21 protein-coding genes are annotated in these 25,203 nt (G+C 72.0%); 15 read left to right on the top strand and 6 right to left on the bottom strand.

All coding sequences use genetic code 11. The annotated features are described in order from the left end of the window. Window positions 1-6: 6 nt before the first annotated feature. Both ACWC21_RS00655 and ACWC21_RS00650 read right to left on the bottom strand, forming a co-directional pair. Window positions 7-825: an Fpg/Nei family DNA glycosylase gene (locus tag ACWC21_RS00655; protein WP_450876610.1), complete on the bottom strand. Its 819-nt coding sequence runs from the start codon at window positions 823-825 to the stop codon at window positions 7-9. A gap of 466 nt (window positions 826-1,291) precedes the next feature. Further along, window positions 1,292-1,780 (bottom strand): ribose-5-phosphate isomerase, encoded by a 489-nt coding sequence (locus tag ACWC21_RS00650; RefSeq protein ID WP_450876608.1) that lies wholly within the window; start codon window positions 1,778-1,780, stop codon window positions 1,292-1,294. A gap of 225 nt (window positions 1,781-2,005) precedes the next feature. Between ACWC21_RS00650 and ACWC21_RS00645 the strand changes: the two genes are divergently transcribed. After that, window positions 2,006-3,430 (top strand): amino acid permease, encoded by a 1,425-nt coding sequence (locus ACWC21_RS00645; RefSeq protein ID WP_450876606.1) that lies wholly within the window; start codon window positions 2,006-2,008, stop codon window positions 3,428-3,430. 69 nt (window positions 3,431-3,499) lie between these two features. On the opposite strand, the gene ACWC21_RS00640 is transcribed toward ACWC21_RS00645, so the two are convergent. Next, the gene (locus tag ACWC21_RS00640) at window positions 3,500-5,428 is read right to left on the bottom strand and encodes a serine/threonine-protein kinase (RefSeq protein WP_450877013.1); all 1,929 of its coding nucleotides are present in this window, start codon (window positions 5,426-5,428) and stop codon (window positions 3,500-3,502) included. Window positions 5,429-5,694: 266 nt separating this feature from the next. Between ACWC21_RS00640 and ACWC21_RS00635 the strand changes: the two genes are divergently transcribed. Then, window positions 5,695-6,408: an LPXTG cell wall anchor domain-containing protein gene (locus ACWC21_RS00635; RefSeq protein ID WP_450876604.1), complete on the top strand. Its 714-nt coding sequence runs from the start codon at window positions 5,695-5,697 to the stop codon at window positions 6,406-6,408. A gap of 61 nt (window positions 6,409-6,469) precedes the next feature. Beyond that, window positions 6,470-7,798, top strand: coding sequence for an FAD-binding oxidoreductase (locus ACWC21_RS00630; RefSeq protein ID WP_450876602.1), 1,329 nt, complete (start codon window positions 6,470-6,472; stop codon window positions 7,796-7,798). Here ACWC21_RS00630 and ACWC21_RS00625 read toward each other — a convergent pair. Next, window positions 7,785-8,363, bottom strand: coding sequence for a biotin transporter BioY (locus tag ACWC21_RS00625; RefSeq protein WP_450876600.1), 579 nt, complete (start codon window positions 8,361-8,363; stop codon window positions 7,785-7,787). The genes ACWC21_RS00630 and ACWC21_RS00625 overlap by 14 nt on opposite strands. Before the next feature lie 443 nt (window positions 8,364-8,806). Between ACWC21_RS00625 and ACWC21_RS00620 the strand changes: the two genes are divergently transcribed. From ACWC21_RS00620 to ACWC21_RS00575, 10 genes are all read left to right on the top strand, one after another. Further along, a complete protein-coding gene (locus tag ACWC21_RS00620) occupies window positions 8,807-10,054 on the top strand; it encodes an ROK family protein (RefSeq protein ID WP_450876598.1) in 1,248 nt (415 codons plus the stop codon). 168 nt (window positions 10,055-10,222) lie between these two features. Beyond that, window positions 10,223-11,287 carry an ABC transporter substrate-binding protein gene (locus tag ACWC21_RS00615; RefSeq protein ID WP_450876596.1) on the top strand — a complete coding sequence of 355 codons (1,065 nt, stop codon included), beginning with the start codon at window positions 10,223-10,225 and terminating at the stop codon, window positions 11,285-11,287. Further along, window positions 11,284-12,144 (top strand): ABC transporter permease, encoded by an 861-nt coding sequence (locus ACWC21_RS00610; protein WP_450876595.1) that lies wholly within the window; start codon window positions 11,284-11,286, stop codon window positions 12,142-12,144. The genes ACWC21_RS00615 and ACWC21_RS00610 overlap by 4 nt, the downstream gene beginning before the upstream one ends. After that, the gene (locus ACWC21_RS00605; RefSeq protein WP_450876593.1) at window positions 12,120-12,836 is read left to right on the top strand and encodes an ABC transporter ATP-binding protein; all 717 of its coding nucleotides are present in this window, start codon (window positions 12,120-12,122) and stop codon (window positions 12,834-12,836) included. Before ACWC21_RS00610 ends, ACWC21_RS00605 begins: the two co-directional genes overlap by 25 nt. A 168-nt stretch (window positions 12,837-13,004) precedes the next feature. Beyond that, window positions 13,005-14,339 (top strand): LLM class flavin-dependent oxidoreductase, encoded by a 1,335-nt coding sequence (locus ACWC21_RS00600; RefSeq protein WP_450876591.1) that lies wholly within the window; start codon window positions 13,005-13,007, stop codon window positions 14,337-14,339. 33 nt (window positions 14,340-14,372) lie between these two features. After that, window positions 14,373-15,275: a TauD/TfdA dioxygenase family protein gene (locus ACWC21_RS00595; protein WP_450876589.1), complete on the top strand. Its 903-nt coding sequence runs from the start codon at window positions 14,373-14,375 to the stop codon at window positions 15,273-15,275. A gap of 121 nt (window positions 15,276-15,396) precedes the next feature. Beyond that, window positions 15,397-16,773, top strand: a complete 1,377-nt coding sequence (locus ACWC21_RS00590; RefSeq protein WP_450876587.1) for an amino acid permease — start codon at window positions 15,397-15,399, stop codon at window positions 16,771-16,773. Between the two features lie 136 nt (window positions 16,774-16,909). Further along, window positions 16,910-19,090, top strand: coding sequence for an MMPL family transporter (locus tag ACWC21_RS00585; protein ID WP_450876585.1), 2,181 nt, complete (start codon window positions 16,910-16,912; stop codon window positions 19,088-19,090). Between the two features lie 5 nt (window positions 19,091-19,095). Then, window positions 19,096-20,289, top strand: coding sequence for a sensor histidine kinase (locus ACWC21_RS00580; protein WP_450876583.1), 1,194 nt, complete (start codon window positions 19,096-19,098; stop codon window positions 20,287-20,289). Next, complete coding sequence (locus ACWC21_RS00575) at window positions 20,286-20,924, top strand: response regulator (protein WP_389141545.1); 639 nt, start codon at window positions 20,286-20,288, stop codon at window positions 20,922-20,924. Before ACWC21_RS00580 ends, ACWC21_RS00575 begins: the two co-directional genes overlap by 4 nt. Window positions 20,925-20,944: 20 nt before the next feature. Here ACWC21_RS00575 and ACWC21_RS00570 read toward each other — a convergent pair whose 3' ends face one another. Both ACWC21_RS00570 and ACWC21_RS00565 read right to left on the bottom strand, forming a co-directional pair. Then, window positions 20,945-21,556 (bottom strand): histidine phosphatase family protein, encoded by a 612-nt coding sequence (locus tag ACWC21_RS00570; protein WP_450876581.1) that lies wholly within the window; start codon window positions 21,554-21,556, stop codon window positions 20,945-20,947. Window positions 21,557-21,733: 177 nt separating this feature from the next. Then, a complete protein-coding gene (locus tag ACWC21_RS00565) occupies window positions 21,734-23,218 on the bottom strand; it encodes an FGGY-family carbohydrate kinase (RefSeq protein WP_450876579.1) in 1,485 nt (494 codons plus the stop codon). A gap of 136 nt (window positions 23,219-23,354) precedes the next feature. Between ACWC21_RS00565 and ACWC21_RS00560 the strand changes: the two genes are divergently transcribed. Both ACWC21_RS00560 and ACWC21_RS00555 read left to right on the top strand, forming a co-directional pair. Beyond that, entirely contained in the window at window positions 23,355-24,170 is an 816-nt protein-coding gene (locus ACWC21_RS00560; protein WP_450876577.1) for a DeoR/GlpR family DNA-binding transcription regulator, read from the top strand. Next, the gene (locus ACWC21_RS00555; RefSeq protein WP_450876575.1) at window positions 24,167-25,195 is read left to right on the top strand and encodes a 2-hydroxyacid dehydrogenase; all 1,029 of its coding nucleotides are present in this window, start codon (window positions 24,167-24,169) and stop codon (window positions 25,193-25,195) included. Before ACWC21_RS00560 ends, ACWC21_RS00555 begins: the two co-directional genes overlap by 4 nt. The last annotated feature ends 8 nt before the right edge of the window (window positions 25,196-25,203 follow it).

The raw sequence follows: 25,203 nt of genomic DNA, 5'->3' as shown, positions 1-25,203 counted from the left end.
GTGCTCTCAGGGGCGCTGGCAGGTCGGGCACCAGAAGAGGTTGCGGGCGGCGAGGCCGGCGGTGCGGATGCCGGTGCCGCAGATGTGGCAGGGCAGGGTGGCCCTGCGGTAGACGTACACCTCGCCGCCGTGGTCGTCGACGCGGGGCGGGCGGCCCATCGCCTCGGGGGTGTGCTCGGGGCGGACGGTGTCGATGCGGTTGTTGCGGACGCCCTCGTGCATGAGCTCGACGAGGTCGGCCCAGATCGCCCGCCATTGGGCGGGGGTGATGTCGCGGCCCGCGCGGTACGGGTCGATCCGGTGCCGGAAGAGGACCTCGGCGCGGTAGACGTTGCCGACGCCCGCGATGACCTTCTGGTCCATGAGGAGGGCGGCGATCGTCGTACGGCTGCGGGAGATCCGCCGGTAGGCGGCTTGCGGGTCGGCGTCCGGGCGGAGGGGGTCGGGGCCGAGGCGGTCGTGTACCGCCTGCTTCTCGGTGGCCGTGATCAGGGCGCAGGTGGTGGGGCCGCGGAGGTCCACGTACGAGGTGGCGTTGGCGAGGCGGAGACGGACGGTGTCGGTGGGCGGGGGTGCGGGGGCGTCACCGAAGGCGACCTTGCCGAAGAGGCCGAGGTGGATGTGGACCCAGTCCGTGTCCTCGGGGTCCCGGAAGCCGAGGAAGAGGTGCTTGCCGTGGGCTTCGGTGCGGGTGAGTTCCGTGCCGGTGAGCAGTTCGGCGGCGTCGGAGAACTTGCCCTGGGGGCTGGTGACGTGGAGGGGCGCGCCGGAGAAGTGGGCGGCGTAGTCGTGCGCCAGCCGGTGAATGGTGTGTCCCTCGGGCAAGGTTGCCGTCCCTTTCTCCGGGGCTCCGCCCCGGGTTCCGCCAGGGGCTGTCGTCCCTGGGCCCCGTTTCCACCCGGCCTTGGGCTCCGCCCCGCCCCCTGGGGGTTTCCCACCCACCCACCCGTGACAGCCAACTGGGAAGTCCCCCACCTGGGGCTCCGCCCCAGACCCCGGGGGTTTCCCACCCACCCACCCGTCTCGGACAGATGAGAAGTCGCCCCACCCTGGGGCTCCGCCCCAGACCCCGGCGGGGACTGCGTCCCCTGCACCCCTCGCGGGGCTCCGCCCCTGCACCCCCCGCAAGGCTCCGCCCCTGCACCCCCCGCAAGGCTCCGCCCCTGTACCCCCCGCGGGGCTCCGCCCCTGCACCCCGACGGCTCCGTCGGGACTGCTCAGCCCGTCCGGCGATTGCGGACGAGGCCGTTCAGGCCGAAGCGGGGGTCCGGGGGCGGCAGTCCCCGGTCGCTCAGTCCTGCTGGGGGTGGTGGGCCGGGATGGGCGGCAGGTCGCCCGTCGTCTCGTAGGCCGAGAGCATGTCGATCCGGCGGGCGTGGCGCTCGTCGCCGGAGAACGGCGTGCCCAGGAACGTCTCGACGAACTTGGTCGCCTCCTCCTGGGTGTGCATGCGCGCGCCCACCGCCACGACGTTGGCGTTGTTGTGCTGGCGGCCGAGGGAGGCCGTCTCCTCGCTCCAGGCCAGGGCCGCCCGGACGCCCTTCACCTTGTTCGCGGCGATCTGCTCGCCGTTGCCCGAGCCGCCGATCACGACGCCGAGGGAGTCGGGGTCCGCGGCCGTGCGCTCCGCGGCGCGCAGGCAGAAGGGCGGGTAGTCGTCCTGGGCGTCGTAGATGTGGGGACCGCAGTCGACGGGGTCGTGGCCCGCCGCCTTGAGCCATTCGACGAGGTGGTTCTTGAGTTCGAAGCCCGCATGGTCCGAGCCGAGATACACACGCATGGGACGAGTGTGACACGGGCGTTTCGGGGCAGCAGCACTCGGGTGCCGGGAGGGAAAAGTGTGAGTCAGACCATAGAACCTCAGGGGAACCTCAAGTAACGATCCGGAATCAAAGGTTCCCGAATTTCTTTGCCTCGGATTCACTGGACCGACTCGTACAAGGCCGCACAACGGCGTCCCCCCGCGTACGGGAAACCGCTCCACCGGCGCAAAGGAAATCCGTCCATGACCCCTGGTTCCGGACTTCAGGCAGGACTCAAGAACCGGCATCTGTCGATGATCGCCATCGGCGGTGTGATCGGTGCCGGACTGTTCGTCGGCTCCAGCACCGGTATCGCCACCGCAGGGCCCGGCATCCTCCTCTCCTACGCCCTCGTCGGCACGCTCGTGGTGCTGGTGATGCGGATGCTGGGCGAGATGTCCGCCGCCAATCCCACCTCCGGCTCCTTCTCCGCGCACGCCGACCGCGCGCTCGGCCGCTGGGCCGGGTTCTCCATCGGCTGGCTGTACTGGTTCTTCTGGGTGGTGGTGCTGGCCGTGGAGGCCACCGCCGGCGCCAAGATCCTCGCCGGCTGGATCCCCGCGGTCCCGCAGTGGGGCTGGGCGCTGATCGTGATGATCGTGCTCACCGCCACCAACCTGGTCTCCGTCGGCTCCTACGGCGAGTTCGAGTTCTGGTTCGCCGGGATCAAGGTCGTCGCGATCGCCGCGTTCATCGTGATAGGCGCCCTCGCCGTCTTCGGTGTGCTGCCCGGCGCGCACAGCGACAAGGCAGGCCTCGGCAACCTCACCGACCACGGCGGCTTCCTGCCCCACGGCCCCGGCGCCATCCTCACCGGTGTGCTGCTCGTCGTCTTCTCCTTCATGGGCAGCGAGATCGCGACGCTGGCGGCCGGCGAGTCGGAGGACCCGCAGAAGGCGGTCACCAAGTCCACCAACAGCATCATCTGGCGGATCGGCGTCTTCTACCTCGGCTCCATCCTGGTGGTCGTCTCCCTGCTGCCGTGGAACGACCCCTCCATCGAGAAGCAGGGCTCGTACGTCGCCGCCCTCGACTCGCTCGGCATCGCGCACGCCGGTCAGATCATGAACGTCATCGTGCTGACCTCGGTGCTGTCCTGCCTCAACTCGGGTCTCTACACCGCCTCGCGGATGGCCTTCTCGCTCGGCGAGCGCGGTGACGCGCCGAAGGCGTTCGCCCGGACCACCTCGCGCGGTGTGCCGATGACCGCGATCGTCTCCTCCGTCGTGTTCGGCTTCGTCGCCGTGTTCTTCAACTACAAGTACCCGGACACGATCTTCAACTTCCTGGTCAACTCCAGTGGTGCGGTCGCCCTGTTCGTCTGGCTGGTCATCTGCTTCTCGCAGCTGCGCATGCGGAGGATCATCCAGGCCGAGGCCCCGGAGAAGCTCGTCGTGAAGATGTGGCTGTACCCGTACCTGACCTGGGCCACGGCCGCGCTGATCGTGTTCGTCCTCGGCTACATGCTGACCGACACCGAGGGCCCGAACAGCGGGCGGACCACCGTACTGCTGTCACTGCTCGTGGCGGCGGTCGTGATCGTGGTCGCCGTGGTGAAGGAGAAGCTGGCCGCCGACCGCCGGCCGGTGGGGGGCGTCGAGACGGAGACCGACAAGGTGTCCGTCTGATCCGCCGGTACGTGTGAGCGTGCGAAGGGGAGGGAGGCCCTCGGGCCTCCCTCCCCTTCCTCCGTTTGTTCAAAGCACCGTGAAACTCTCCTTGACCGTGTCGTACGTCTGCACCGCCGAGCCCTCGTTCTCCGGCTGGTACCAGGTGTTGACCTGGTACGACTTCCCGTTCGCGTCGAAGCCGAGCAGCCGGGCGTGCCAGGGGACGCCCTTGAGCGTGAAGGTGTACTCCCAGACCACCGCCGGGTGGCCGTGGAAGGTCGTCTCCGCCAGGCGGATCTTGACGTAGTCCCGGCCCTGCCGGGCGTTCCGCTCGGAGGCACGCCAGGTGTCCAGCAGGTGGCCGCGGGCCAGGGAGGACTTGGCGACCAGTTCCTGGCGGCCGTCGGGAGAGGTGTAGTGCACCTCCGCACCGGTCTTCACGTCCCGTCGCCAGCCCTCCGGTGTCCGCCAGGCGTACCCGCCCGCCTCCCGGTGCGCGCCGGGCGGAAGGCTCCGCGGGCGGGAGGTGCCCTCGACGGTGGGTGACGGGCCGGCGGGTGTGGTGGAGGGGGCGGCGGAGGTCGCCGCGGACGTGGCGGGCGACGATCCCGCGTGTGCGTCGTCCCCCGGTCCGTCGGCCGAGGTGGCCAGCAGGACGGACACCACCGCGGCGACGGTGACCACTCCGAGAGCGGCGAGCAGCGCGGTACGACGGTGACCGTTGCGGGGGTCGGATCGCTCGCCCCGCTGGTGGTCGGCGGAACGGGCGCTCCGCGCGCCCGTCGCAGCGTGGTGTGCGCGGAGCTGGGTCACGGCCTGGGCGCGGTTGGGGGAGACACCGGGGCCGGCGCCTCGGACGGGTGGGCCTGCAGGGGCCGGGGCGGGCGCGGGCCCGGGGGCGGGTGCGGGTGCGGGTGCGGGTGCGGGCCCGGGGGCGGGTGCGGGCCCTGGGACGCCGGGCCCGGGGGCGGGCGCGGGCCCTGGGGCGGGTGCGGGCCCTGGGGCGGGTGCGGGCCCTGGGGCGGGTGGGGAGGCCGAGGCGGAGGCGGGGGCCTGCTCCGGCTCCGCCTCCGGGCCCGGCGTCCCAGGACCCGGGGCCGGCCGCAGCCCCGCCGCGTCGACGAACACCGGCGTGGGCCGCTCCTCCGGCACGGCCGCGGCCGGCGCCTCACGGGCCGCCGGGCCGTCCCCCGTCACCCGGAGGGTCGGCGTCGGGGCCGGGTAGGCCACCGGGCGCAGGGCCTCCTCGACCTCGGTCAGGTCCGGCCTGGTCGACGGTTCCTTCTCCAGGAGGGCGGCCAGGGTGTCGCGCAACGGACCGGCACCGGGAGGGAGTTCGGGTTCCTCGTAGAGGACGGCGTGCAGGGTGGCGAGGGTCGTGTCGCGGGAGAAGGGCGAGCGGCCGGCCAGGGCCGCGCACAGGGTGGCGCCCAGGGACCACACGTCGGACGGCGGTCCCTGGCGGCGGCCGGAGATGCGCTCGGGCGCCATGTAGTCGGGCGACCCGACCAGCATGCCGACCATGGTGAGCGCCTTGGCGTCCTGGATGGCCGCGATACCGAAGTCCGTGAGGACGACCCGGTCGCCGGCGGTCTCGACCAGGACGTTCCCCGGTTTGATGTCCCGGTGCAGCACGCCTCCGGCGTGCACCTGCCGCAGCGCCGCCACCAGCCCCAGCCCAATCCGTGCCGCCTCGCGCGGGCCGAGCGGCCCGTCGGTCGCCATGATGTGCTCCAGCGAGCGTCCGGCGACCAACTCCATGACAATCCACAGACGTTCGCCCGCGTCGACGACGTCGTAGACGCGGACCACGTTGGGGTGGTCGATCCGGGCCGTGGCCCGCGCTTCGCGCAGCGTGCGTTCCCGCCGGGTACGCGTGTCCTCCGCGTCGAGGCCGTCTATCCGCATCTCCTTGACCGCGACCTCCCGGTCGAGGATCTCGTCGGCGGCCCGCCACACCCGCCCCATTCCACCCTGGCCGATGCTCTCGGCCAGCCGATAGCGGCCCGCCACCAGTAACCCCGGAACACCACGGATCCCCGTGCGGCCCGCGTCTCCCGCGTTTCCCGTATCCCCCGCATTTCCTGCGCTTCCCGTATTCCCCGCGTTCCCCGTATTTCCCGTGTTCCCCGGCAATCCGCCGCACCCCCTCAACGACCGCCCCGTACGAAACACAATGGTCACACTTCGTGCGGTACCAGCATAGTGCGGAGAAATCTTGTGGTACCTCTTCAAGTACTGCGAATTCAGGCGCAGTTCCAGGGGGTTGCAAGGGGGCGAACATGAGTTCTCGTCGTAGTGCCGCGATCGCGGGATCGCTGCTCACGGCGTCTTTTTCGGCCGTGCTGGTGCTCACGTGCACGGCCGTGGCGGACGACCAGGGACCGGCAAGCGGTAAGGGGGGAAAGGCGGTTGACGCGGCGCCGGCGGGTGTCGGGCTGAGGACCACGCTGCCGTCCCGGATCTCCGTCGACAACAGCTCGCGGAAGACGGTGATCACCGCCACGGTGAAGAACGACGGAAGCAGGGACAGCGGTGCCATCGAACTTCTGGTGGTCGGTTTCGACGGACTGAAGGTCGACGACGTCAAGGGCTGCTCGGCGATCGCGGAAAAGGACCTGCCGAAAGGTTCGAACAGCGGCTTCTCCTGCCCGGTCGGCCCGCTCGCCGCCGGCAGGTCGAAGTCGTACGCGGTCGACGCCACGTACGACCTGGGCAAGAACGGGAAGATCTGCCTTCCGGTGCGGAGTTCCGACGGGAAGAAGACCTTCTGGCAGCAGGGACCGGTGCCGTTCGGGACGACCAATCCGTCACCGGACGCCCCGGCCACCCCGCTGCTGCTCGGCACCGACAACAAACCGGTGGGGCCGGCCGGCGACCAGCTGCCCAAGACCGGGGCGGGCGACGGCGTGCTGCCGCTCGGCGCGGTCGGCGGCGCCCTGGTCGCGGCCGGCGCGGCCGGGATGTGGTGGACCCGGCGACCGCGCCGGGACTGAGCCGGGCCGATGGCCGCATCACTCGACTTCGGCTTGAGGTGATGCGGCCATACTGTGCGCCATGACCTTCGTGGACGACACCGCAGACCTGCTCGCCCTCCGCCCCGACGACCCCGGCTACGACGAGGAGATCGCCGGTTTCCAGACCGGGTTAGCCCAGCGGCCCGACGTGGTCTTCCCGGTCTCCTCGGCCGACGACGTGATCGCCGCCGTACGGTACGCCGCCGCCGAGGGTCTGCCGGTCGGTGTGCAGGCCACCGGGCACGGGCTGCCCGACGCGTCGGAGGGCGGCGTGCTGATCACCACCCGGCGCATGGACCGGGTGACCGTCGACCCCGAGGCCCGCACCGCACGTGTCCAGGCGGGAGTGCGGTGGGGTCAGGTGGTCGCGGCGGCCGAGCCGTACGGGCTGGCGCCGCTCAACGGATCCGCGCCGGGCGTGGGCGCGGTGTCCTACACACTCGGGGGCGGACTGGGCGTCCTGGCCCGGCAGTTCGGCTACGCGGCCGACCACGTCCGTTCGCTGGACGTGGTCACGGCGGACGGCCGGCTGCGGCACGTGACCCCCGAGTCCGACCCCGACCTGTACTGGGCCCTCCTCGGCGCCGGGCACAACTTCGGCGTCGTCACCGAGCTGGAGATCGACCTCGTACCGGTGCGCACCGTCTACGGCGGCTCGCTCGCCTTCGACGGGCAGGAGGTGGACCCGGCGACGGTGCTGCGCGCGTACGAGGAGTGGACGCGGACCGTGCCGGACGAGCTGACCTCGGCCCTCGCCGTCATCCCGTACCCGGACGTGCCGGCGCTGCCGCCGCATCTGCGGGGGCGGTACGTCGTCTCGGTGCGGGTGGCCCACACGGGTGCGGACGGGGACGAACTCGTCGCCCCGCTGCGCCGGATCGGGCCGGTGCTCGGCGACTCGCTGCGGGAGATGCCGTACGCCGAGGCCCACACCATCTACAACGACCCGGACATCCCGAACGCCTACCACGGCGACAGCGCGGTGCTGCGCGAGCTGGACCCGACCGCCGCCGGTGAACTGCTGAAGCTCACCGGGCCGGGCGCGCCGGCCAGGTGCGTGGTGCAGGTGAAGCACCTGGGCGGGGCGCTCACCGAGCCCGCGCCCAACTCGGTGCCGTACCGCGAGGGGCGGTTCGTGCTGCAGCTGCTGGCCGCCGGCGACCGGGAGACGGCGCGGACGCTGCTGGACCCCGCCTTCGCGCTGCTGGCGGACGCCACCCTGGGCCGTTCGCTCAACTTCGCCTCGGGCGCCGGTGACCGGACCGAGGGGCTGTACGACGACGCGACGCGCAAGAGGCTCGCCGGTCTGAAGGCCCAGTACGACCCGGCGGACCTCTTCCGCAGGAACTACGCGATCAGCGCTCGATGAGCTTCCAGGCGGTGGGCAGCAGTCCCATCGCCAGGGCGGCCTTGAGGGCGTCGCCGATCAGGAACGGGGTGAGGCCGGCCGCGATCGCGGCGGACGCCGGGATGCCGGCGGCGTAGGCCAGGTAGGGGACACCGACGGCGTAGATGATCGCCTCGCCCAGGATCATCGTGCCCGCCGTGCGCCACACGCTGCGGTCGGCGCCGCGCCTGGCCAGCGCGCCGACCACGGCGGAGGCGAGCAGCATGCCGAGCACATAGCCGAAGGACACCGCGCCGGAGCCGGAGGTGCCGTCCGCGAACCACGGCACGCCGGCGACGCCCGCGAGCGCGTACAGCGCGAGGGAGAGGAAGCCGCGGCGGGCGCCGAGCGCGGTGCCGACCAGCAGGGCGGCGAAGGTCTGGCCGGTCACCGGCACGGGCGAGCCGGGCACCGGGACGGACAGCTGGGCGGCGAGGCCGGTGAGCACCGCGCCGCCCAGCACGAGCGCGACGTCGCGGACGCGCGAAGCGGGCAGCAGGTCGGCGAGGACTACGCCGGGGCGAGCGGTGGCGGTGGCGGTGCTCATGAGGACTCCGCGGAAAGTTGTGGGCAGGTGGGAACACCGTGACGCTATCCCGGTCACCTCGAGTCGATCACCGTCAGCGCTCGACAAAGGCTGGAACGAGGGCTTGGTGGGCTCCGGACAAAGGATGGCGCTTACACCGGGTACGGCGTGATACCGGTCACTGAGGCAGGGCGGTTTCGCTCACCTGACGGGGCGTCGGCCGACTGTGGGATCCCACCAAATGAACCCGAATGAACCCTACCGGTCTGGTGGGATTCACCTTTCCTGCCGTACCCTTCCAGCCATGGTTGCCCAAGCCCGGAACTTCACGTCGCGTCGCTACGTCGACCTGCGACGCCAGGGCACCGCGACCTGTCGCCGCCCCGGCTGAGGCGTGCGGAGCGGTTTCGGCACGCCTCGCCCCACGAGTCGTGTCGGCCCCCGTTCCTCAAGGACGGTCTCCCATGCCCCGTACCGCGGCACCCACCCTTGCCTCCCCCATAGCCCGCGCCGCCGACAGTGACCGGCGGCGTACCAGTGCCAGCGTCGTCCTGCGGTCCGTGCTGGAGCACGGGCCGGTGGCCCGCAGCACCATCGCACGGCTGACCGGACTGTCCCCGGCGTCCGTCACCGACTACTGCGCCCGCTTCACCGAACTCGGGCTGATCCGCGAGGCCGTCGCGCCCCGCCGTTCGAACGGGGTCGGCAGGCCTCATGTGCCGCTGGACCTCGACGACTCGCGGTTCGTGGTCGGCGGCGTGCACATCGCCGTGCCCTGCACCACGGTCGCCCTGCTGGACCTGCGCGGCCGGGTGCTGACCCGGCGGGAGCTGAAACACGAGCACACCGACCCCGGCCGGGTGCTGGCACGGGCCGCCGACGGGCTGACGGCGCTGCTCGCCGGGTCGCCGGGCACACGCCCCCTGGGGGTCGGTGTGGCGGCCGGGGGCTGGGTGGACCGGGACTCGGGGACGATCGTCGAGCACGCGCTGCTGGGCTGGCGGGACGTGGCGGTGCGGGAGGTGCTCGGCGCGCGCACCGGGCTGCCCGTCCATGTCGACGGGCACGCGCGGGCGCTGGTCAACGCGGAGCGGCTGTTCGGACGGGTCCGGGGCAGCACGAGCGTGCTGCACCTGTTCGTCGGCAACGTGGTCGACGCGGCCTTCGCCACCCAAGACGCGGTGCACCACGGGCCGCGTTCCCAGGCGGGCGCGATCGCACATCTGCCGATGCCGGGCGGCGGCGAGCCGTGCGACTGCGGGCGCGTCGGCTGCCTCCAGGCCGAGCTCGGCGAACGGACGTTGTGCCGGCGGGCCCGGGAGGCCGGAGTCATCGACGGGACGAACCCGATGCGTCTGGTCGGCGCCGCGGCGGCCGGGGACGCGGTGGCCACGCGACTGCTCGTGGAGCGGTCCGCGGCGACCGGGCGGGCGGCGCGGCTGCTGCTGGACGTGCTCAACCCCGAGACGCTCGTGGTGACCGAGGTGGGTGCCATGCACCGCGAGGACTGCCTGAACGCTTTGCGGGAGGCGGTCGGAGCGGAGCGCGCCGGGAATGTTTTCACGACGAGTTTCCCGGATACCGTGCTGGCCGTCGCGGGCGGATCCGTGGTTCTCGACGTGCTCTATCGGGACCCGCTGGGCCCTGAGCGGCAGCGCCACCTGAAGTCAGTTAATTCAGAAACTCCGAATGTTGACAGGCGGCGCTCATGACCGGGAACATCCTGGTCATGACCTGTCGCACCCTTTGTTGCTGACGTGTTGACGCGCCGTGAAGCGCGTATCTCCCCTGCGTGAATTCCCCCTTCCTCGGCCTTCTGCTGCCCGGAATTCCGCATGCATTCCCCTCTGCTTGCACAAAACAACTCAGGGAGCACTCCCATGTCTTCTCCGCCCGTTTCCGGCTTTGACCGCCGTCTGTTTCTCACCTCGCTGCTGGGCGCCACCGCGGCCGCCGCCGGACTGAGCGGATGCGCCGGCGGTGCCGCCGCCGACAGCGAAGGCGTCTCCACCAAGCCGCTCGCCGACAAGGTCCCGACGGGCACCAGCCTGAAGATCGCCTCGTATCAGAACACGCAGCAGTTGCAGTTCAAGCTGGCGAAGCTGCCCAAGCTGCCGTTCACGGTGTCGAGCTGGGTGAACCTGGGCGCCGGTCCGGACATCATCAACGCCTTCCGCGCCAAGTCCCTGGACCTCGCCAACAACGCGGGCATCCCGCCGATCCAGGCGCACTACCAGGGCTTCGCCGCGAAGATCGTGGCGATCGACATCACCCGCAAGCCCAACTACCTCTTCGCCACGAAGCCCGGCAGCGACATCCACACGGTCGACGACTTCAGGGGCAGGAAGCTCGCGTTCTCCCAGGGCCAGGCCCAGGGCGTCGTGCTGCTGCGGGCGCTGAGGCAGGCGGGTCTGAAGTACGGCGACGTGAAGCTGGTCCCGCTGACCAGCAACCAGTTCCTCACCGCCCTGCAGTCCGGGCAGGTGGACGTCGCCCCGCTCGCCAACAACCAGGCCCCGGCCTACCTGAAGCAGTACGGGAGGAAGGGAGCCCGCATCATCAAGACCGACGTCGTCGACCTGCTCAACCTGCTGTGGGCACCGCAGTCGGTGCTGAACGACCCCGCGAAGGCCGCCGCGATCGCCGCGTACATCCCGCAGTGGGCCAGGGGCCTGGTGTGGCAGTACGAGCACCCGGACGTCTGGAACGAGGAGTTCTACGTCAAGACGCAGAACCTGACCCTCGCCCAGGCCAAGGGGATCAGCGATCTCGCCAACAAGCCGCTGTTCCCGCCCAGCTGGGACGAAGCGATCAAGTGGGAGCAGGAGACCGCGGACCTGCTCGCCGAGGGCGGCTTCGTGAAGAAGTTCGACGTCTCCTCGCTCTTCGACCACCGCTTCGAGTCCATCGCGGCCAAGGCCGTACCCGCGGAGTACCGGAGGTGAGCGCCGTGACCACCACAGCGAGCGCGACCGCTGTCGCCGACGCCGAGGAAGAGGCCCACCGGGCCCACCGGGTCCGCCGGCGCCGCCGGCTGGCGCCCGGCCGGCGGCTGCCCGCCGCCCGGCTGATCGGCCCCGCCGTCGTCGTCGCCGTCTGGGCGATCGCCTCCGCCGCGGGAGCCCTCGACCCCGCCGCGGTCCCGGCGCCCTGGACGGTTGTGAGGACCACCGGCCACCTGTGGACCGCCGGCACCCTCCCCACCGATGTGCTGACCTCCCTCAGGCGGGCCGGGTACGGCTTCGCGATCGGCCTGACCGCAGGTGTCGTCCTCGCGCTCGCGTCGGGGCTCAGCCGGGTCGGGGAGGCGCTGATCGACGGGACGGTGCAGCTCAACCGGGCGATCCCGACCCTCGGTCTGATCCCGCTGTTCATCCTCTGGCTGGGCATCGGCGAGACCTTCAAGATCGCCATCATCGCGATCGTCGTCTACGTCCCGATCTATCTCAACACGCACGCCGCGCTGTCCGGCATCGACAGCCGGTTCGTCGAACTCGCCGAGGTCCAGGGACTGTCGAGGCTCGCGTTCATCCGCCAGGTCGTCATCCCCGGGGCACTGCCCGGATTCTTCGTGGGCCTCCGGCTCGGCGTCACCGGGTCCTGGCTCGGACTGGTGGTCCTGGAGCAGATCAACGCCACCAGCGGCCTCGGCTACATGATGTTCCAGGCGCAGAACTACGGCCAGACCGACGTGATCCTCGTCGGCCTGCTGATCTACGGCATCTTCGGCCTGATCTCCGACAGCGTGGTCCGACTCGTCGAACGGAGGGTGCTGTCGTGGCGCCGCACACTGAGCAGCTGACCCGCCCCACCGTCCAGCTCAGGGGCCTGACCAGGTCGTTCGCGGGCCGCACGGTCCTCGACGGCATCGACCTCGACCTGCCCGCCGGACAGTTCACCGCCCTGCTCGGACACAGCGGCTCGGGCAAGTCGACACTGCTGCGAGCGGTGGCGGGCCTGGACCACGGGGTCGAGGGCAGCGGGCAGCTCACCGCGCCCGAGCGGGTGTCCGTGGTCTTCCAGGACTCACGGCTGCTGCCCTGGCGCCGGGTCCTCGCCAACGTACTGCTCGGCAACGAGGGCAAGGACGCCGAGGACCGCGGCCGGGCCGCCCTCGAGGAGGTGGGCCTGAAGGGCCGCGAGCGGGCCTGGCCCGGTGAGCTGTCCGGCGGCGAGGCGCAGCGGGCGGCGCTCGCCCGCTCCCTGGTCCGCGAGCCCGAACTCCTACTGGCGGACGAGCCGTTCGGGGCGTTGGACGCGTTGACGCGCATCAGGATGCACCATCTTCTCCGGCAGCTCTGGGAGCGGCACCGGCCCTCCGTACTGCTCGTCACCCATGACGTGGACGAGGCGATCGTGCTCGCCGACCGGGTTCTCGTCCTGGAGCGGGGCCGCATCGGTCTCGACCTGACCATCGACCACGAGGTGCATACCCGCGGCGAGTACCGGTCGCGACTGCTCGCCGCGCTGGGCGTGACCGACGACTCCAGGTGACCGTCGGCTGCCGTGACCGTCCCTGGGGGCTTCCGCCCCCAGACCCCCGCTTCGGCCCTGAACAGGCCTCGTCCTCAAACTCCCCCAGAGGGGGCACCCCCAGACGGGCTGAATGCAGCCGGCCGGCGCTCGCAAGTCCTCCTTACTTGTCCGCAGCAAAGGACACCCATGCCCAGACAGCTCCACCTCAACGCGTTCCTGATGAGCACCGGCCACCACGAGGCGTCCTGGCGGCTCCCGGAGAGCGATCCGTACGCCCACGTGGACCTCGGCCACTACGTCAACCTGGCCCGGATCGCCGAACGCGGCACCTTCGACTCACTGTTCCTCGCCGACTCGCCCCAGCTCTGGGGCAACACCGCGCAGCGCCCGGCCGGCGCCCTGGAGCCGCTCACCCTGCTCACCGCGCTGGCCACGGCCACCGAGCACATCGGTCTGATCGCCACCGCCTCCACCTCCTACAACTCCCCGTACAACCTGGCCCGCAAGTTCGCCTCCCTGGACATCATCAGCGGCGGCAGGGCCGGCTGGAACATCGTCACCACCGCGGGCGCGGAGGCGGCCCGCAACTTCGGTCTCGACGCCGAGCCCGCGCACGCCGAGCGGTACGCCCGCGCCGCCGAGTTCCTCGACGTGGCCCTCAAGCTGTGGGACAGCTGGGAGGACGACGCGATCGTCGCCGACAAGGCCGCCGGAGTCTGGGGCGACGACGCCAAGGTCCATCCGCCCCGGCACAAGGGCACGTACTTCCGCGTCGAGGGCGCCCTCAACGTGCCGCGCTCCCCGCAGGGTTACCCGGTCCTCGTGCAGGCGGGCTCCTCCGCGGACGGCAAGGCCTTCGCCGCCCGGTACGCCGATGCGGTGTTCACCGCCCAGCAGACCATCGAGGACGCGCGGGGCTTCTACGCCGACCTCAAGTCCCGTACGGCGGCGGCCGGCCGGAACCCCGAGCACATCAAGGTGCTGCCCGGGATCGTCCCCGTACTCGGCTCCACGGAGGCCGAGGCGCGGGCGAACGAGCAGGTGCTGGAGGACCACATCGTGTACACGCACGGGGTGGGCCGCCTGGAGAGCCTGCTGCAGCTGGAGCCCGGCACCCTGGAGCTGGACGGTGCGCTGCCGGCCGACCTGCCTCCCGAGTCCGCCATCGAGGGCGCCAAGAGCCGCTACACGCTCGTGGTGGAGCTGGCCCGCCGGGAACGGCTCACCGTCCGGCAGCTGATCGGGCGGCTCGGCGGCGGGCGCGGGCACCTCACCTTCGCCGGGACGCCCGAGCAGGTCGCCGACCAGATCGAGCGGTGGTTCACCCAGGGCGCCGCCGACGGCTTCAACATCATGCCGGCCGTGCTGCCCTCCGGTCTGGAGGCGTTCGTCGAGCACGTCGTCCCGATCCTGCGCGCCCGCGGGCTGCTGCGCACCGAGTACGGCCCCCGCCGGACCCTGCGGGAGCGCTACGGCCTTCCCCGCCCCGCCAACCAGTACCTGACACCCGCGTTCGCCTGATCCATTCGCCTGACCCATCCGGAAGGACTCCCCATGACCATCGAGATCACCAAGGTCACCGCACGCATCGGTGCCAAGGTCTCCGGCGTCGACGTCTCCCGGCCGCTCGCCCCGGAGGAGGTCGCCGCGATCCGCGAGGCCCTCAACATCCACAAGGCGCTGGTATTCGACGACGTGCACCTCGACGACGAGGGCCAGCAGGCCTTCGCCCGCCACTTCGGCGACCTGACCACCGCCCACCCGACGGTCGGCGCCGTCGAGGGCGCACCGAACGTGCTGCCCGTGGACAGCGAGCGGGGCCGCGCCAACCACTGGCACACCGACGTCACCTTCGTCCTCAACCCGCCGCAGGCCAGCACCCTGCGCTCCATCACGATCCCGCCGTACGGCGGCGAGACCCTGATCGCCAGCTCGGCCGCCGCCTACCGCGACCTGCCCGAGCCGCTGCGCCGGCTGGCCGACGGCCTGTGGGCGGAACACACCAACGACTACGACTACGCGGTGCCCGACGAGGCGATCGACGAGGAGAAGGCCGCGCAGCGCGCCCAGTTCACGTCCATCAAGTACCGCACCGCCCACCCGGTGGTCCGCGTGCACCCCCTGACCGGCGAACGCGGCCTGTTCATCGGCGGGTTCGCGCAGCGGATCGTCGGCCTGTCGACCGGCGAGTCCCGGAAGGTCCTCGACCTGCTCCAGTCCTACGTCACCCGCCCGGAGAACGTCCTGCGCTGGCGCTGGTCGCCGAACCAGCTGGTCCTCTTCGACAACCGCATCACCCAGCACTACGCCATCGACAACTACGACGGGCAGCCGCGCCGCCTGAACCGGGTGACCGTCGCCGGTGACGTGCCGGTCGGCGTCGACGGCAAGGAGAGCTACGCGATCGAGGGCGACGCCTCGCACTACACGCCCGTACAGACACCCGTGGCCGCGTAACCGTACGCGCACCGTCCGTAGGACGGACGTCCGGATAGTGGGCGGCCTCTCCGCGCAAGGGGAGGGGCCGCCCACACTGTGGGCGTTTTTGCCCATCTATTGCACTGGACGAGCCGCGCCCATGCCCAGCACCACCGTCAAGACTCCGCCGGAGTCGGACACTTCCCTCTCCCACGGTCTCAAGCAGCGCCATCTGTCGATGATCGCCCTAGGCGGTGTGATCGGCGCGGGCCTGTTCGTCGGCTCCGGCGCGGGCATCGCCGCCGCCGGGCCGTCGATCGTCGTCGCCTACGCCCTCTCCGGCCTCCTGGTGATGCTGGTGATGCGGATGCTCGGCGAGATGTCGGCCGCGTACCCGTCGTCGGGTTCGTTCTCCGCGCACGCCGAGCGGGCGATCGGCCCGTGGGCGGGCTTCGCCGCGGGCTGGTCCTTCTGGGTGCTGCTGTGCACGGCGGTCGGCCTGGAGGGCATCGGCGCCGCGCACATCGTCACCGGCTGGCTGCCGGGCACCCCCGAGTGGGCCTGGGTGGCCCTGTTCATGGTGGTGTTCTGCGGCACGAACCTGGCCGCCGTCAAGAACTTCGGCGAGTTCGAGTTCTGGTTCGCCGCGCTGAAGGTCGGCGCGATCAGCCTCTTCCTGGTCCTCGGCGTACTGGCCGTCGCGGGCGTGCTGCCCGGCACCGACTCCCCCGGCGCCGCCAACCTCACCGACTTCCTCCCCAACGGCGGCGAGGGCCTGGTCGTCGGCCTGCTCGCCTCCGTGTTCGCGTACGGCGGCCTGGAGACGGTGACCATCGCGGCGGCCGAGTCGGAGGACCCGGTGCGGGGCGTGGCCGGTGCCGTCCGCACCGCGATGTGGCGGATCGCGCTGTTCTACGTCGGCTCGATGGCCGTGGTCGTCACCCTCGTCCCCTGGGACTCCCCTTCGGTCGTGGAGAAGGGCCCGTACGTCGCCGCCCTCGACCGGCTGGGCATTCCGGGCGCCGGCCAGCTGATGAACGTCGTCGTACTGGTGGCCCTGCTGTCCGCGATGAACGCCAACGTCTACGGTTCCTCGCGCATCGCCTACTCGCTGGTGCAGCGCGGCCAGGGCCCGCGGGTGCTGGCGAAGGTCTCCGGCGGGGTGCCGCGGATCGCCGTACTGACCTCCTGCGTCTTCGGTTTCGTCTGCGTGCTGCTGAGCTACTGGCGGCCGGACGACGTCTTCCCCTGGCTGCTGAACATGATCGGCGCGGTCATCCTGATCGTCTGGGTCTTCATCGCCGTCTCCCAGCTGCTGCTGCGCCGCCGCGTGGAGCGGGAGGCACCGGAGAAGCTGGCCGTCCGGATGTGGGCGTTCCCGGTACTGACCTGGGTGGCGCTGGCGGCCATGGCGGCGGTCTTCGTCCTGATGGCCCGCGAGCCCGGCACCCGAGTCCAGCTGTACTCGTCCGGCGGCATGACCCTGTTCCTGGCGGCGACCGGCTACATCCGGCAGCGGACACGCGCCAAGTCCTGACCTGCCCGAGGGAGACCCCCGTGAGGACGTGACTCACGGGGGTTTTCCCCTCCTCACGGGTCCACCGATCGGTGGACGCCGAGTTCAACCGGGTACCCGTGTCCCCCAACTACCTTGCACAGCAAGGCTGTGGGGCATGAAATCACTGACTGTGCGCATCGCGTGCTGGAGTGCGCGGCACCCTTGGAAGGCGGTGGTCGGCTGGGTGCTGTTCGTGGCGTTGTGCCTGGGTGTCGGCGGTGCCGTCGGCACGCACCAGGCGACGACCGCGGACTACCGGGTCGGCGAGGCGGGCCGTGCCGAGGCCATGGCGGCCGAGGGACACCTGGAGCGGCTGTCCACCGAGCAGGTGCTGATCTCGGCGCGCTCCGGCCCCCTGGACGACCGGGCCGCCTCCGCCGCGCGGAACCTCACCGCCCGGATGAAGCGGCTGCCCGAGGTCGCGGGCGTGGCCGCCCCGGTACGGTCCTCGAACGGTCGCCTCCTCATGGTCGAGGTGTCCGTCAAGGGCGAGGAACGGGACGCGAAGGACAAGGTCGGCGCCCTGGTCGCGCAGACCGGGGCCGTGCAGCGCGCCAACCCCGGGTTACTGCTCCAAGAGACCGGAAGTCCCTCCATCAGCAAGGGAGTCGACCAGCAGCGCGGTGACGACCTCGCTCTCTCCGAGAAGATCACGCTTCCGGTCACCCTGCTCACCCTGCTGGTCGCCTTCGGGTCCCTCACCATGGCCGCCGTACCGCTGCTGCTGGCGTTGTCGTCGATCGCGGCGGCCGTCGGGCTGGCGATGGTCACCTCGCACGTCTCGCCCGACGCGGGGGTCGGCACGAACGTGATCCTGATGATCGGGCTGGCGGTCGGCGTCGACTACACGCTCTTCTACCTCAAGCGGGAACGGGAGGAACGAGCCCGCTCGGGCGGCCGGTTGAGCAGCGAGGCCCTGGTGGAGCTGGCGGCGGCCACCTCCGGGCGGGCGGTCGTGGTCTCCGGGCTCGCGGTCGTCGCGTCGACCGCCACGCTGTACCTGGCCTCCGACGTGATCTTCTCGTCGCTGGCCACGGGCACGGTCGTGGTCGTCCTGGTGGCGGTGGCCAGTTCCCTCACCGCGCTGCCCGCGCTGCTGGTCCTGCTCGGCCGGCGTGCCGAGCGCCGGGCGCTGAGGCGGGCGGGGCGCGGAAAGCCCGCCCGGCGGCAGCGGGGCGAGGACGGCGGGCGGTTCTGGTCGGCGCTGCTGCGGCCCGCCGCCCGGCGCCCGCTGGCCGCGCTGTGCGTCCCGGTCCTCGCCCTGCTCGCCCTCGCCGCCCCGCTGGGCGGCCTGAAGATCACCGAGATGAGCCGGGACACGCACTCCCGGGAGATCCCCGCGATGCGGGTGTACGACCGCCTCAATGCCGCGTTCCCCGAGCACCGCGTCACCCACCAGGTTGTCGTACGGGCCACTGGCGCGCAGGAAGGTGACGTCACCGCCGCCCTTCGGGCGCTCGCCCGACGCGCCGCCCACGACCCGCTGTTCACCGGTGCGTCCCGGATCCGCACCTCCACCGACCACCGCACCAGCACCCTCGAACTCGGTGTGCCGTACCTCGGCAACTCCCCGCAGGCGTACGACTCCCTGGACCACCTGCGCGACACCTATCTGCCCGCCACCGTCGGCCGGATCACCGGCGCCGAGTACGGCGTGAGCGGCGACGTCGCCCGCTACACCGACTATCCGGCCCACCAGGACGGCAAACTCCCGCTCGTCCTGGGGGCGTTGCTGCTGGTGACCTTCGCGATGACCGTGTACACCTTCCGTTCCGTCGTCCTCGGCCTGATCGGTGTCGTACTGAACCTGCTGTCCGCGGCGGCGGCGCTCGGGCTGCTCGTACTCGTCTTCCAGCACACCTGGGCGGAGGGGCTGCTCGGCTTCCACTCCACCGGGTCGATCGGCTCGCGCGTGCCGCTGTTCCTGTTCGTCATCCTCTTCGGACTGTCCATGGACTACCAGGTGTTCGTGGTGAGCCGGATCCGTGAGGCGGTCCTCGCCGGCACCCCGACCCGGCAGGCGGTCCTCGAGGGGGTCCGCCGGTCGGCGAGCGTGGTGACCAGCGCGGCCGTGATCATGACGACGGTCTTCGCGAGCTTCGTCTTCCTCCACATCATCGAGATGAAGCAGATCGGCTTCGTCCTGGCGGCGGCCGTCCTGCTGGACGCGTTCGTCGTACGGATCCTGATCCTGCCCGCGGCACTGCTGCTGCTCGGCGAGCGCAGCTGGTGGCCGGTGCGACCGGCCTCGCGCACTCAACCCGCTCCCGACGGCGCACTGGTCGACGTACGTTGATCAGTATGACCGCCCTCGCCGAGCCCTCCGCCGACGCCTTCTGGGCCGTGTCGCTGCGCCGTTGGAACGCGGTGTGCTGGGTGCTGTTCGCCGCGATGGCCGTCGGGATCGCCGCGCTGGGCGGTTCCGGCCGGGACACCTACGCGGCGCTGGCGCTGCTGGCCTGCGTGGCGGTGAGCTTCGCGGTGCTGCACCGCTTTCCGGCGGGCCCCGTCGTACGGCCGCACGGCTACCTCGGGGTGCTGGTGACCGCGCTCGGCGGTCTGGCCTATCTGGGCTCCAGCTACGCGGCCCTGTTCATGGTGACGCTGCCGCACTACTGGATGTTCGGGCGGACCCGGCGGGCGTCGATGGCCTTCCTGGGACTGGCCACCGCCGGCACGCTCGCGGGCAGCTGGGTGCGCCAGGGCTGGTCGGCGGAGTTCTTCGGCGAGACGGCGGTGTCCACGCTGATCGTGGTCGCGGTGGGCGTGCTGATCGGGCTGTGGGCGCACTCGGTGGTCGAGCAGAGCACCGAACGCGCCCGTCTGATCGTCGAGTTGGAGCGCACCCAGGCCGAGCTGTCCGAGGCGCACCAGCGGCAGGGCGCGACCGACGAGCGGGAGCGGATGGCCCGGGAGATCCACGACACCCTCGCGCAGGGCTTCGCGTCCATCGTGGTCCTCGCCGAGGCCGCCCGGGCCGGGCTCGCCACCGATCCCGCCCGGACCGCCCGGCAGTTGCGGTCCATCGAGTCCACCGCGCGGGAGAACCTTGCCGAGGCCAGGGAGCTGGTCGGCTCGGGCAGGGAGCCGAGAGGCGCGGCGGCGGGATCCGTGGCGGACACCCTGCGCCGGATCCTGGCCCGGTTCGCGGAGGACACCGGGCTCACCGTGGAAGCCGAACTGGCCGACCTCGTCTGCGACCAGCCGACCCGGATCGCGGTGCTGCGCTGCACCCAGGAGTCGCTGGCCAACGTGCGCAAGCACGCCCGCGCCTCGACGGTGGGCGTGGTGCTGGCCCAGCGGCCGTACGGGGTGGAACTGGAGGTCACCGACGACGGCACCGGGTTCGTCGTCGAGGCTTCGACGGGATTCGGCCTCGACGGTATGCGCAAGCGGCTGGCGGAGCTGGGGGGCCGGTTGACGGTGACCAGTTCGGTCGGGGACGGGACACGGATCCTGGCGGTGCTGCCGTCGGACGGGGAGGGGGCGGCATGAGCGGGGACAGACTGCGGGTCGTCGTGGTGGACGACCACACCGTGATGCGGGCGGGGGTGGTCGCGCTGCTCGGCGGCGAGGAGGGCATCGAGATCGTCGGGGAGGCGGGCGACGGCCGGGCGGCCCTCGACCTGGTGGCCCGCCACGACCCGGACGTGGCCCTGGTCGACCTGCGGATGCCGAAGCTGGACGGGGTCGCCACGACCACCGAGATCGTCGCCCGCCACCCGCGCACCAGGGTGCTGATCCTCACGACGTACGACACCGACGCCGACATCGAACGGGGTGTCGAGGCCGGTGCCATCGGCTATCTGCTGAAGGACACCACCCGGGAGCAGCTCGCCGAGGCGATCCGGGCGGCGGCACGCGGAGAGACGGTGCTGGCGCCCCGGGTCGCGGAGAAGCTGGTCGCGCGGATGCGGCGCCCGGTGCAGGAGCCGCTGACCGCCCGGGAGACGGATGTCCTGGGCGCGGTCGCCGACGGGCTGACCAACGCGGAGATCGGCCGCCGCCTGGTCATCTCGGAGGCCACCGTCAAGACCCATCTGCTGCGACTGTTCGCCAAGCTGGACGTCAACGACCGGACGCGGGCGGTGGTGGTGGCGATGGAACGGGGGCTGCTGCGGCGGCCCTGAGCCAGGCCCTGATCCAGGCTCTACGGTTCGCAGGGCACGTTCAGCGACAGCAGCGACGTGGTGTCACCGTCGATGCGGACCTCGCTCACCGCCGCGTTCACCAGGCGCGGGAACACCCGGCGGTAGTCGGCCGGCGGGATGGACAGCAGCGAGCACAGCACCAGCCTCAGCAGGGTGTTGTGGGCGACGACGAGGACGCGCTCCCCGGGGTGGGCGGCGGAGGTGCGGCGCAGGGCGGCGGTACCGCGCCCGGCGGCGTCCAGGGGGTCCTCGGCGCCCGGGAAGGGGTGGGCGACCGGGTCGGCGCGGTAGGCGTCCGCCGCGGCGGGGTCCTCGGCCGCGAACTCGGCCAGCGTACGGCCCTCCAGTACCCCGAAGTCGCACTCCCTGAGGTCCGGTTCGCGCCGGGGGGTGAGTCCGAGGGCGCGGCAGGCGGGCTCGGCGGTGGCGACGGCCCGGGAGAGGGGGGAGGTGACGATCGCGTCGACCGGGTGCGCGGCGGCCCACCGGCCCAGCGCCTCGGCCTGGGCGCGGCCCGTGTCGGTGAGGGCGATGTCGCTGACCCCGGCGTAACGGTTCTCGGCGTGCCAGACGGTCTGCCCGTGCCGGGCCAGGAGGAGGGTGGTGGTCATCTGATCTCTTTCGTGGAAACCCCGCCCTTCAGGGCGAGGAGGAATCGAACCCCTGCGGAGAAGAGCAGGGGGCCGGTGTATGACCTCAACGGAGTACTCCGGGCGGGCAGCCGGCGACGAAGCAGGAATCCCTGCGGCGCGAGCCGTAGGAATCGCCCTCCTTCAGGGGGGAGGAAGTCAAGAGTCCGCAGTATCCCGGTCGAGACGGACGCGGGCGTGTGCGGCGACCGCGCCGGGCAGCCAGCCCCGGGTCCGGAGTTCGTCGACGAGGCGGGCGTACGGCTCGGTGAAGCGGGCTGTGCGCCCCGGGCGGGGTTCGACGACCGTGCGGATGCGGACCATGCGGTCGGTGACCTCGGTGAGCGTGGGCGCGGCGCCCGTGCCGTAGGCGGCCAGTGCGGCCATTCCCAGGGCGGGTTCGGTCAGTTCGGGTACTCGGGCGGGGCGGCCCAGGACGTCGGCGCGGAGCTGGTTCCAGTAGGCGCTGCGGGCGGCTCCGCCGGTGAGGGTGAGGGGGCCGTCGAGGGGGGCGCCGAGGTGGTGGAGGTAGTCCAGGCAGAGGCGTTCGGTGAAGGCCACGCCCTGCAGGAGGGCCGCCCACAGGTCGGCGTCCGACACGGGGTCGCCGAGGAGGAGGGCGGTGGCGTGCGGGGCGCGGAACGGGAAGCGTTCGCCGGGTGAGACGAGCGGGTAGGCGACCGCGTTCGACGGTTCGAAGGCGGCGGCACGGGCGTCCAGGGCGGCCGGGTCGGCGCGCGGGAAACGCGCGGTCAGCACTCCCGCGCCGACGCCGGAGGCGCCGCCGGGCAGCCAGCCCCCGTCCGGTGCACGGTGGTTGTAGACCACGCCCGCGGGGTCGTGGACCGGCTCGGCGGTGGCTCCCTTGAGCACCAGGGTCGTCCCGAGCACCGAGTTCCAGGCGCCCGTGCGCAGCGCCCCGGAGGCGATCTGTGCCGCGCACCCGTCGGTCATGCCGGCGACGACGGGTGTGCCGGCGGGGATGCCGGTGGCCTCGGCGGCGGCCGGGCAGACCTCGCCGAGGCGGGTGCCGGGGCGTACGACGCCGGGGAGCGCGTCCGCCGGGAGGCCGGGGACGTCCGGCCAGGTGTCGCGTCGGAGGTCGTATCCGGTCTTGAGGGCGTGGCTGGAGTCGGTGGGGACCGGGTGGCCGACGAGCCGGGCGTTGATCACGTCGGGCTGGTGGGCGGCCCGTGCGCCGCCGGTCCTTCCGCCGCCGCCCTTCGCGCCGCCGCCGGTCCTTCCGCCGCCGGCGTCGCGGAGCAGCCACAGCACCTTCGGCAGCGCCCAGGTGTCCTGCACCGCCAGCCCGGCGTTCCGCAGCCGCGCCGCCTCCGCCCAGGCGCGCCCGTCGTCGTACATCAGCGCGGGCCCGTCCGTGTCCGTCAGCAGTACGGTCCCGGAGGTGCCGCACACCGCGAGCCCGTCGACGTGGCTCACCCCGGGCAGTGCCTGCCGGGTGGCGGCGCACACCGCCTCCCACCACTCCCCCGGGTCCTGCTCGTGCCGGGGCCCGTCCCGCCGCCCGCGCCGCAGCGGCGCGGAGCCGCGGCCGACGGCCGTGCCGTCGCCCGTCACGAGGAGCGCGCGCACCCCCTGCGTCCCCAGGTCGATGCCCAGCCACGCCCCGGCCCCGGATCCCATCCCGACCTCCCACACATCGCGAGGTTTCCTGTGAACTTCCCACTCTGCACTGGGATTTCACCCTGCACGAGGGGTTGACCGCCTTCTTTCTCTGTTACACGCTCTGTTATCGGGTCGACTCGAGGTGTGGGAAGCGATGAGCACCAGCAACGCACAGCAGGGCCCCGCGGCCCGCCAGGCCGCCATGGCCGAACTCGTACTGGCCGACGGCTCGGCCACCGCGGCGGATCTGGCCGAGCGGTTCGGGGTGAGTCTGATGACCATCCACCGGGACCTCGACGAACTCGAACGGCAGGGTGTGGTGCGGAAGTTCAGGGGCGGTGTGACCGCCCAGCCGTCCGGGGTGTTCGAGTCGAACGTGCAGTACCGGCTGAAGACCATGCGGGCGCAGAAGGCGGCGATCGCCGAGCGCGCGCTGAGGTCGGTCGAGCCGGGCATGGCGGTGCTGCTGGACGACTCCACCACCGCGCTGGAGCTGGCGCGCCGGCTCCGCCTGGCCGACATCACCCCGCTCACCGTCGTCACCAACTTCCTGGAGGCGATCAACCTCCTCGCCGACCGGCGCGGCATCCGTCTGATGGCGCTCGGCGGCGACTACGACCCGCTGCACTCCTCCTTCCTCGGGGTGTCCTGCGTGGAGGCGGTGCAGCAGTTGCGGGTGGACGTGTGCTTCGCGTCGACGTCGGCCGTCCACGGGGGCCACGCCTACCACCAGGAGCAGCACATCGTCTCCGTGAAGCGGGCGATGCTCGACTCGGCGGCCCGCAACGTGCTGCTGGTCGACCACACCAAGCTGGGCCGGGTCGCCCTGCACCGGGTCGCGCCGCTGACCCGTTTCGACCTGCTGCTCGTGGACGACGGCGCCTCGCCCGAGGCGTTGCGCGACCTGGACGAACACAAGGTGCCGTACGAGGTGTGCGCCACGCGTCCGGAGGAGGGCGGGGACCGATGACCGGCGTCGACGGCGTGCGGGTCGTGGCCGCCGGTGACCACTTCGTCCTTCCGTCGCTGATCAGTGACGCGGTTCGCCGGGAAACCGCCTGCGCGATTCGGGAGTTGACCCTCGGCTGGCCGCTGGAGCCGTTCGGCCCGGTCGCCGAGGTCGGCGAGGCGAGCGACGCCGAGGACGAGCTGATCGACGCGCTCGCGGACGCGGAGGTGCTGGTCACCCAGATGGGTCCGGTGACCGCGCGCGTCCTGGAGGCCTGCCCCCGGCTGCGGCTGGTCGTGGTCTGCCGGGGCGGCCCGGTCAACGTCAACCTGGACGCGGCCAGGGCCCACGACGTCCGGGTGTGCTTCGCCCCCGGCCGCAACGCCGCCGCCACCGCCGAGTTCACCGTCGGTCTGCTCCTCGCCGCCCTGCGCCGCATCCCGCAGGCCCACGACCTGCTGGCCCGGCAGGGCAGTTGGGCCGGCGCGGCCTACTACACCTACGAGCGCAGCGGCCTGGAGCTGGAGGACCTGCCGGTCGGCCTGGTCGGGTACGGGGCGGTGGGCAGCCGGGTCGCCCGGGTGCTGTGCGCCTTCGGGGCGCGGGTGATGGTGTACGACCCGTATGTGCGCGGGGAGGTGCACGGGTTACGGCTGGCGTCCCTGGACGAGCTGCTGCGCCGCTCGCGGGTGATCACCCTGCACGCCCGGCTCACCGCGGAGACCCGCGGGATGGTCGGCGCCCGTGAGCTGGCGCTGCTGCCGCCCGGCGCGGTGGTGGTGAACGCGGCGCGCGGTCCGCTGCTGGACGAGGACGCGCTGTGCGACGCGCTGGAGAGCGGCCGGCTGTCGGCGGCGGCCCTCGACACCTACGCGGTCGAGCCGCTGCCGCCGCGTTCCCGGCTGTCGGCGCTGGCCGAGCGGGTCGTGCTGACGCCGCACCTGGGCGGGGCGAGCCGGGCGGTGGCGGAGAAGGCGGCGCGGATCGCGGCGGCGGAGGTGGGGCGCTGGGTGCGCGGGGAGCCGCTGGCGCACTGTCTGACGTGACGGTCGTA

The organism is Streptomyces sp. NPDC001348, assembly GCF_053597535.1.
Note: the sequence above shows the minus strand (reverse complement) of the source record. Positions and strands in the feature narration are given on the sequence as shown.

Excerpts from the sequence above, each read along its gene's own strand:
- ACWC21_RS00595 (WP_450876589.1), top strand. The coding sequence starts at position 14,373 with ATGACCATCGAGATCACCAAGGTCACCGCACGCATCGGTGCCAAGGTC.
- ACWC21_RS00635 (WP_450876604.1), top strand. The coding sequence starts at position 5,695 with ATGAGTTCTCGTCGTAGTGCCGCGATCGCGGGATCGCTGCTCACGGCG.
- ACWC21_RS00630 (WP_450876602.1), top strand. The coding sequence starts at position 6,470 with ATGACCTTCGTGGACGACACCGCAGACCTGCTCGCCCTCCGCCCCGAC.
- ACWC21_RS00575 (WP_389141545.1), top strand. The coding sequence starts at position 20,286 with ATGAGCGGGGACAGACTGCGGGTCGTCGTGGTGGACGACCACACCGTG.
- ACWC21_RS00565 (WP_450876579.1), bottom strand. The coding sequence starts at position 23,218 with ATGGGATCCGGGGCCGGGGCGTGGCTGGGCATCGACCTGGGGACGCAG.
- ACWC21_RS00615 (WP_450876596.1), top strand. The coding sequence starts at position 10,223 with ATGTCTTCTCCGCCCGTTTCCGGCTTTGACCGCCGTCTGTTTCTCACC.
- ACWC21_RS00570 (WP_450876581.1), bottom strand. The coding sequence starts at position 21,556 with ATGACCACCACCCTCCTCCTGGCCCGGCACGGGCAGACCGTCTGGCAC.
- ACWC21_RS00555 (WP_450876575.1), top strand. The coding sequence starts at position 24,167 with ATGACCGGCGTCGACGGCGTGCGGGTCGTGGCCGCCGGTGACCACTTC.
- ACWC21_RS00650 (WP_450876608.1), bottom strand. The coding sequence starts at position 1,780 with ATGCGTGTGTATCTCGGCTCGGACCATGCGGGCTTCGAACTCAAGAAC.
- ACWC21_RS00580 (WP_450876583.1), top strand. The coding sequence starts at position 19,096 with ATGACCGCCCTCGCCGAGCCCTCCGCCGACGCCTTCTGGGCCGTGTCG.
- ACWC21_RS00585 (WP_450876585.1), top strand. The coding sequence starts at position 16,910 with ATGAAATCACTGACTGTGCGCATCGCGTGCTGGAGTGCGCGGCACCCT.
- ACWC21_RS00625 (WP_450876600.1), bottom strand. The coding sequence starts at position 8,363 with ATGAGCACCGCCACCGCCACCGCTCGCCCCGGCGTAGTCCTCGCCGAC.
- ACWC21_RS00590 (WP_450876587.1), top strand. The coding sequence starts at position 15,397 with ATGCCCAGCACCACCGTCAAGACTCCGCCGGAGTCGGACACTTCCCTC.
- ACWC21_RS00600 (WP_450876591.1), top strand. The coding sequence starts at position 13,005 with ATGCCCAGACAGCTCCACCTCAACGCGTTCCTGATGAGCACCGGCCAC.
- ACWC21_RS00560 (WP_450876577.1), top strand. The coding sequence starts at position 23,355 with ATGAGCACCAGCAACGCACAGCAGGGCCCCGCGGCCCGCCAGGCCGCC.
- ACWC21_RS00620 (WP_450876598.1), top strand. The coding sequence starts at position 8,807 with ATGCCCCGTACCGCGGCACCCACCCTTGCCTCCCCCATAGCCCGCGCC.
- ACWC21_RS00645 (WP_450876606.1), top strand. The coding sequence starts at position 2,006 with ATGACCCCTGGTTCCGGACTTCAGGCAGGACTCAAGAACCGGCATCTG.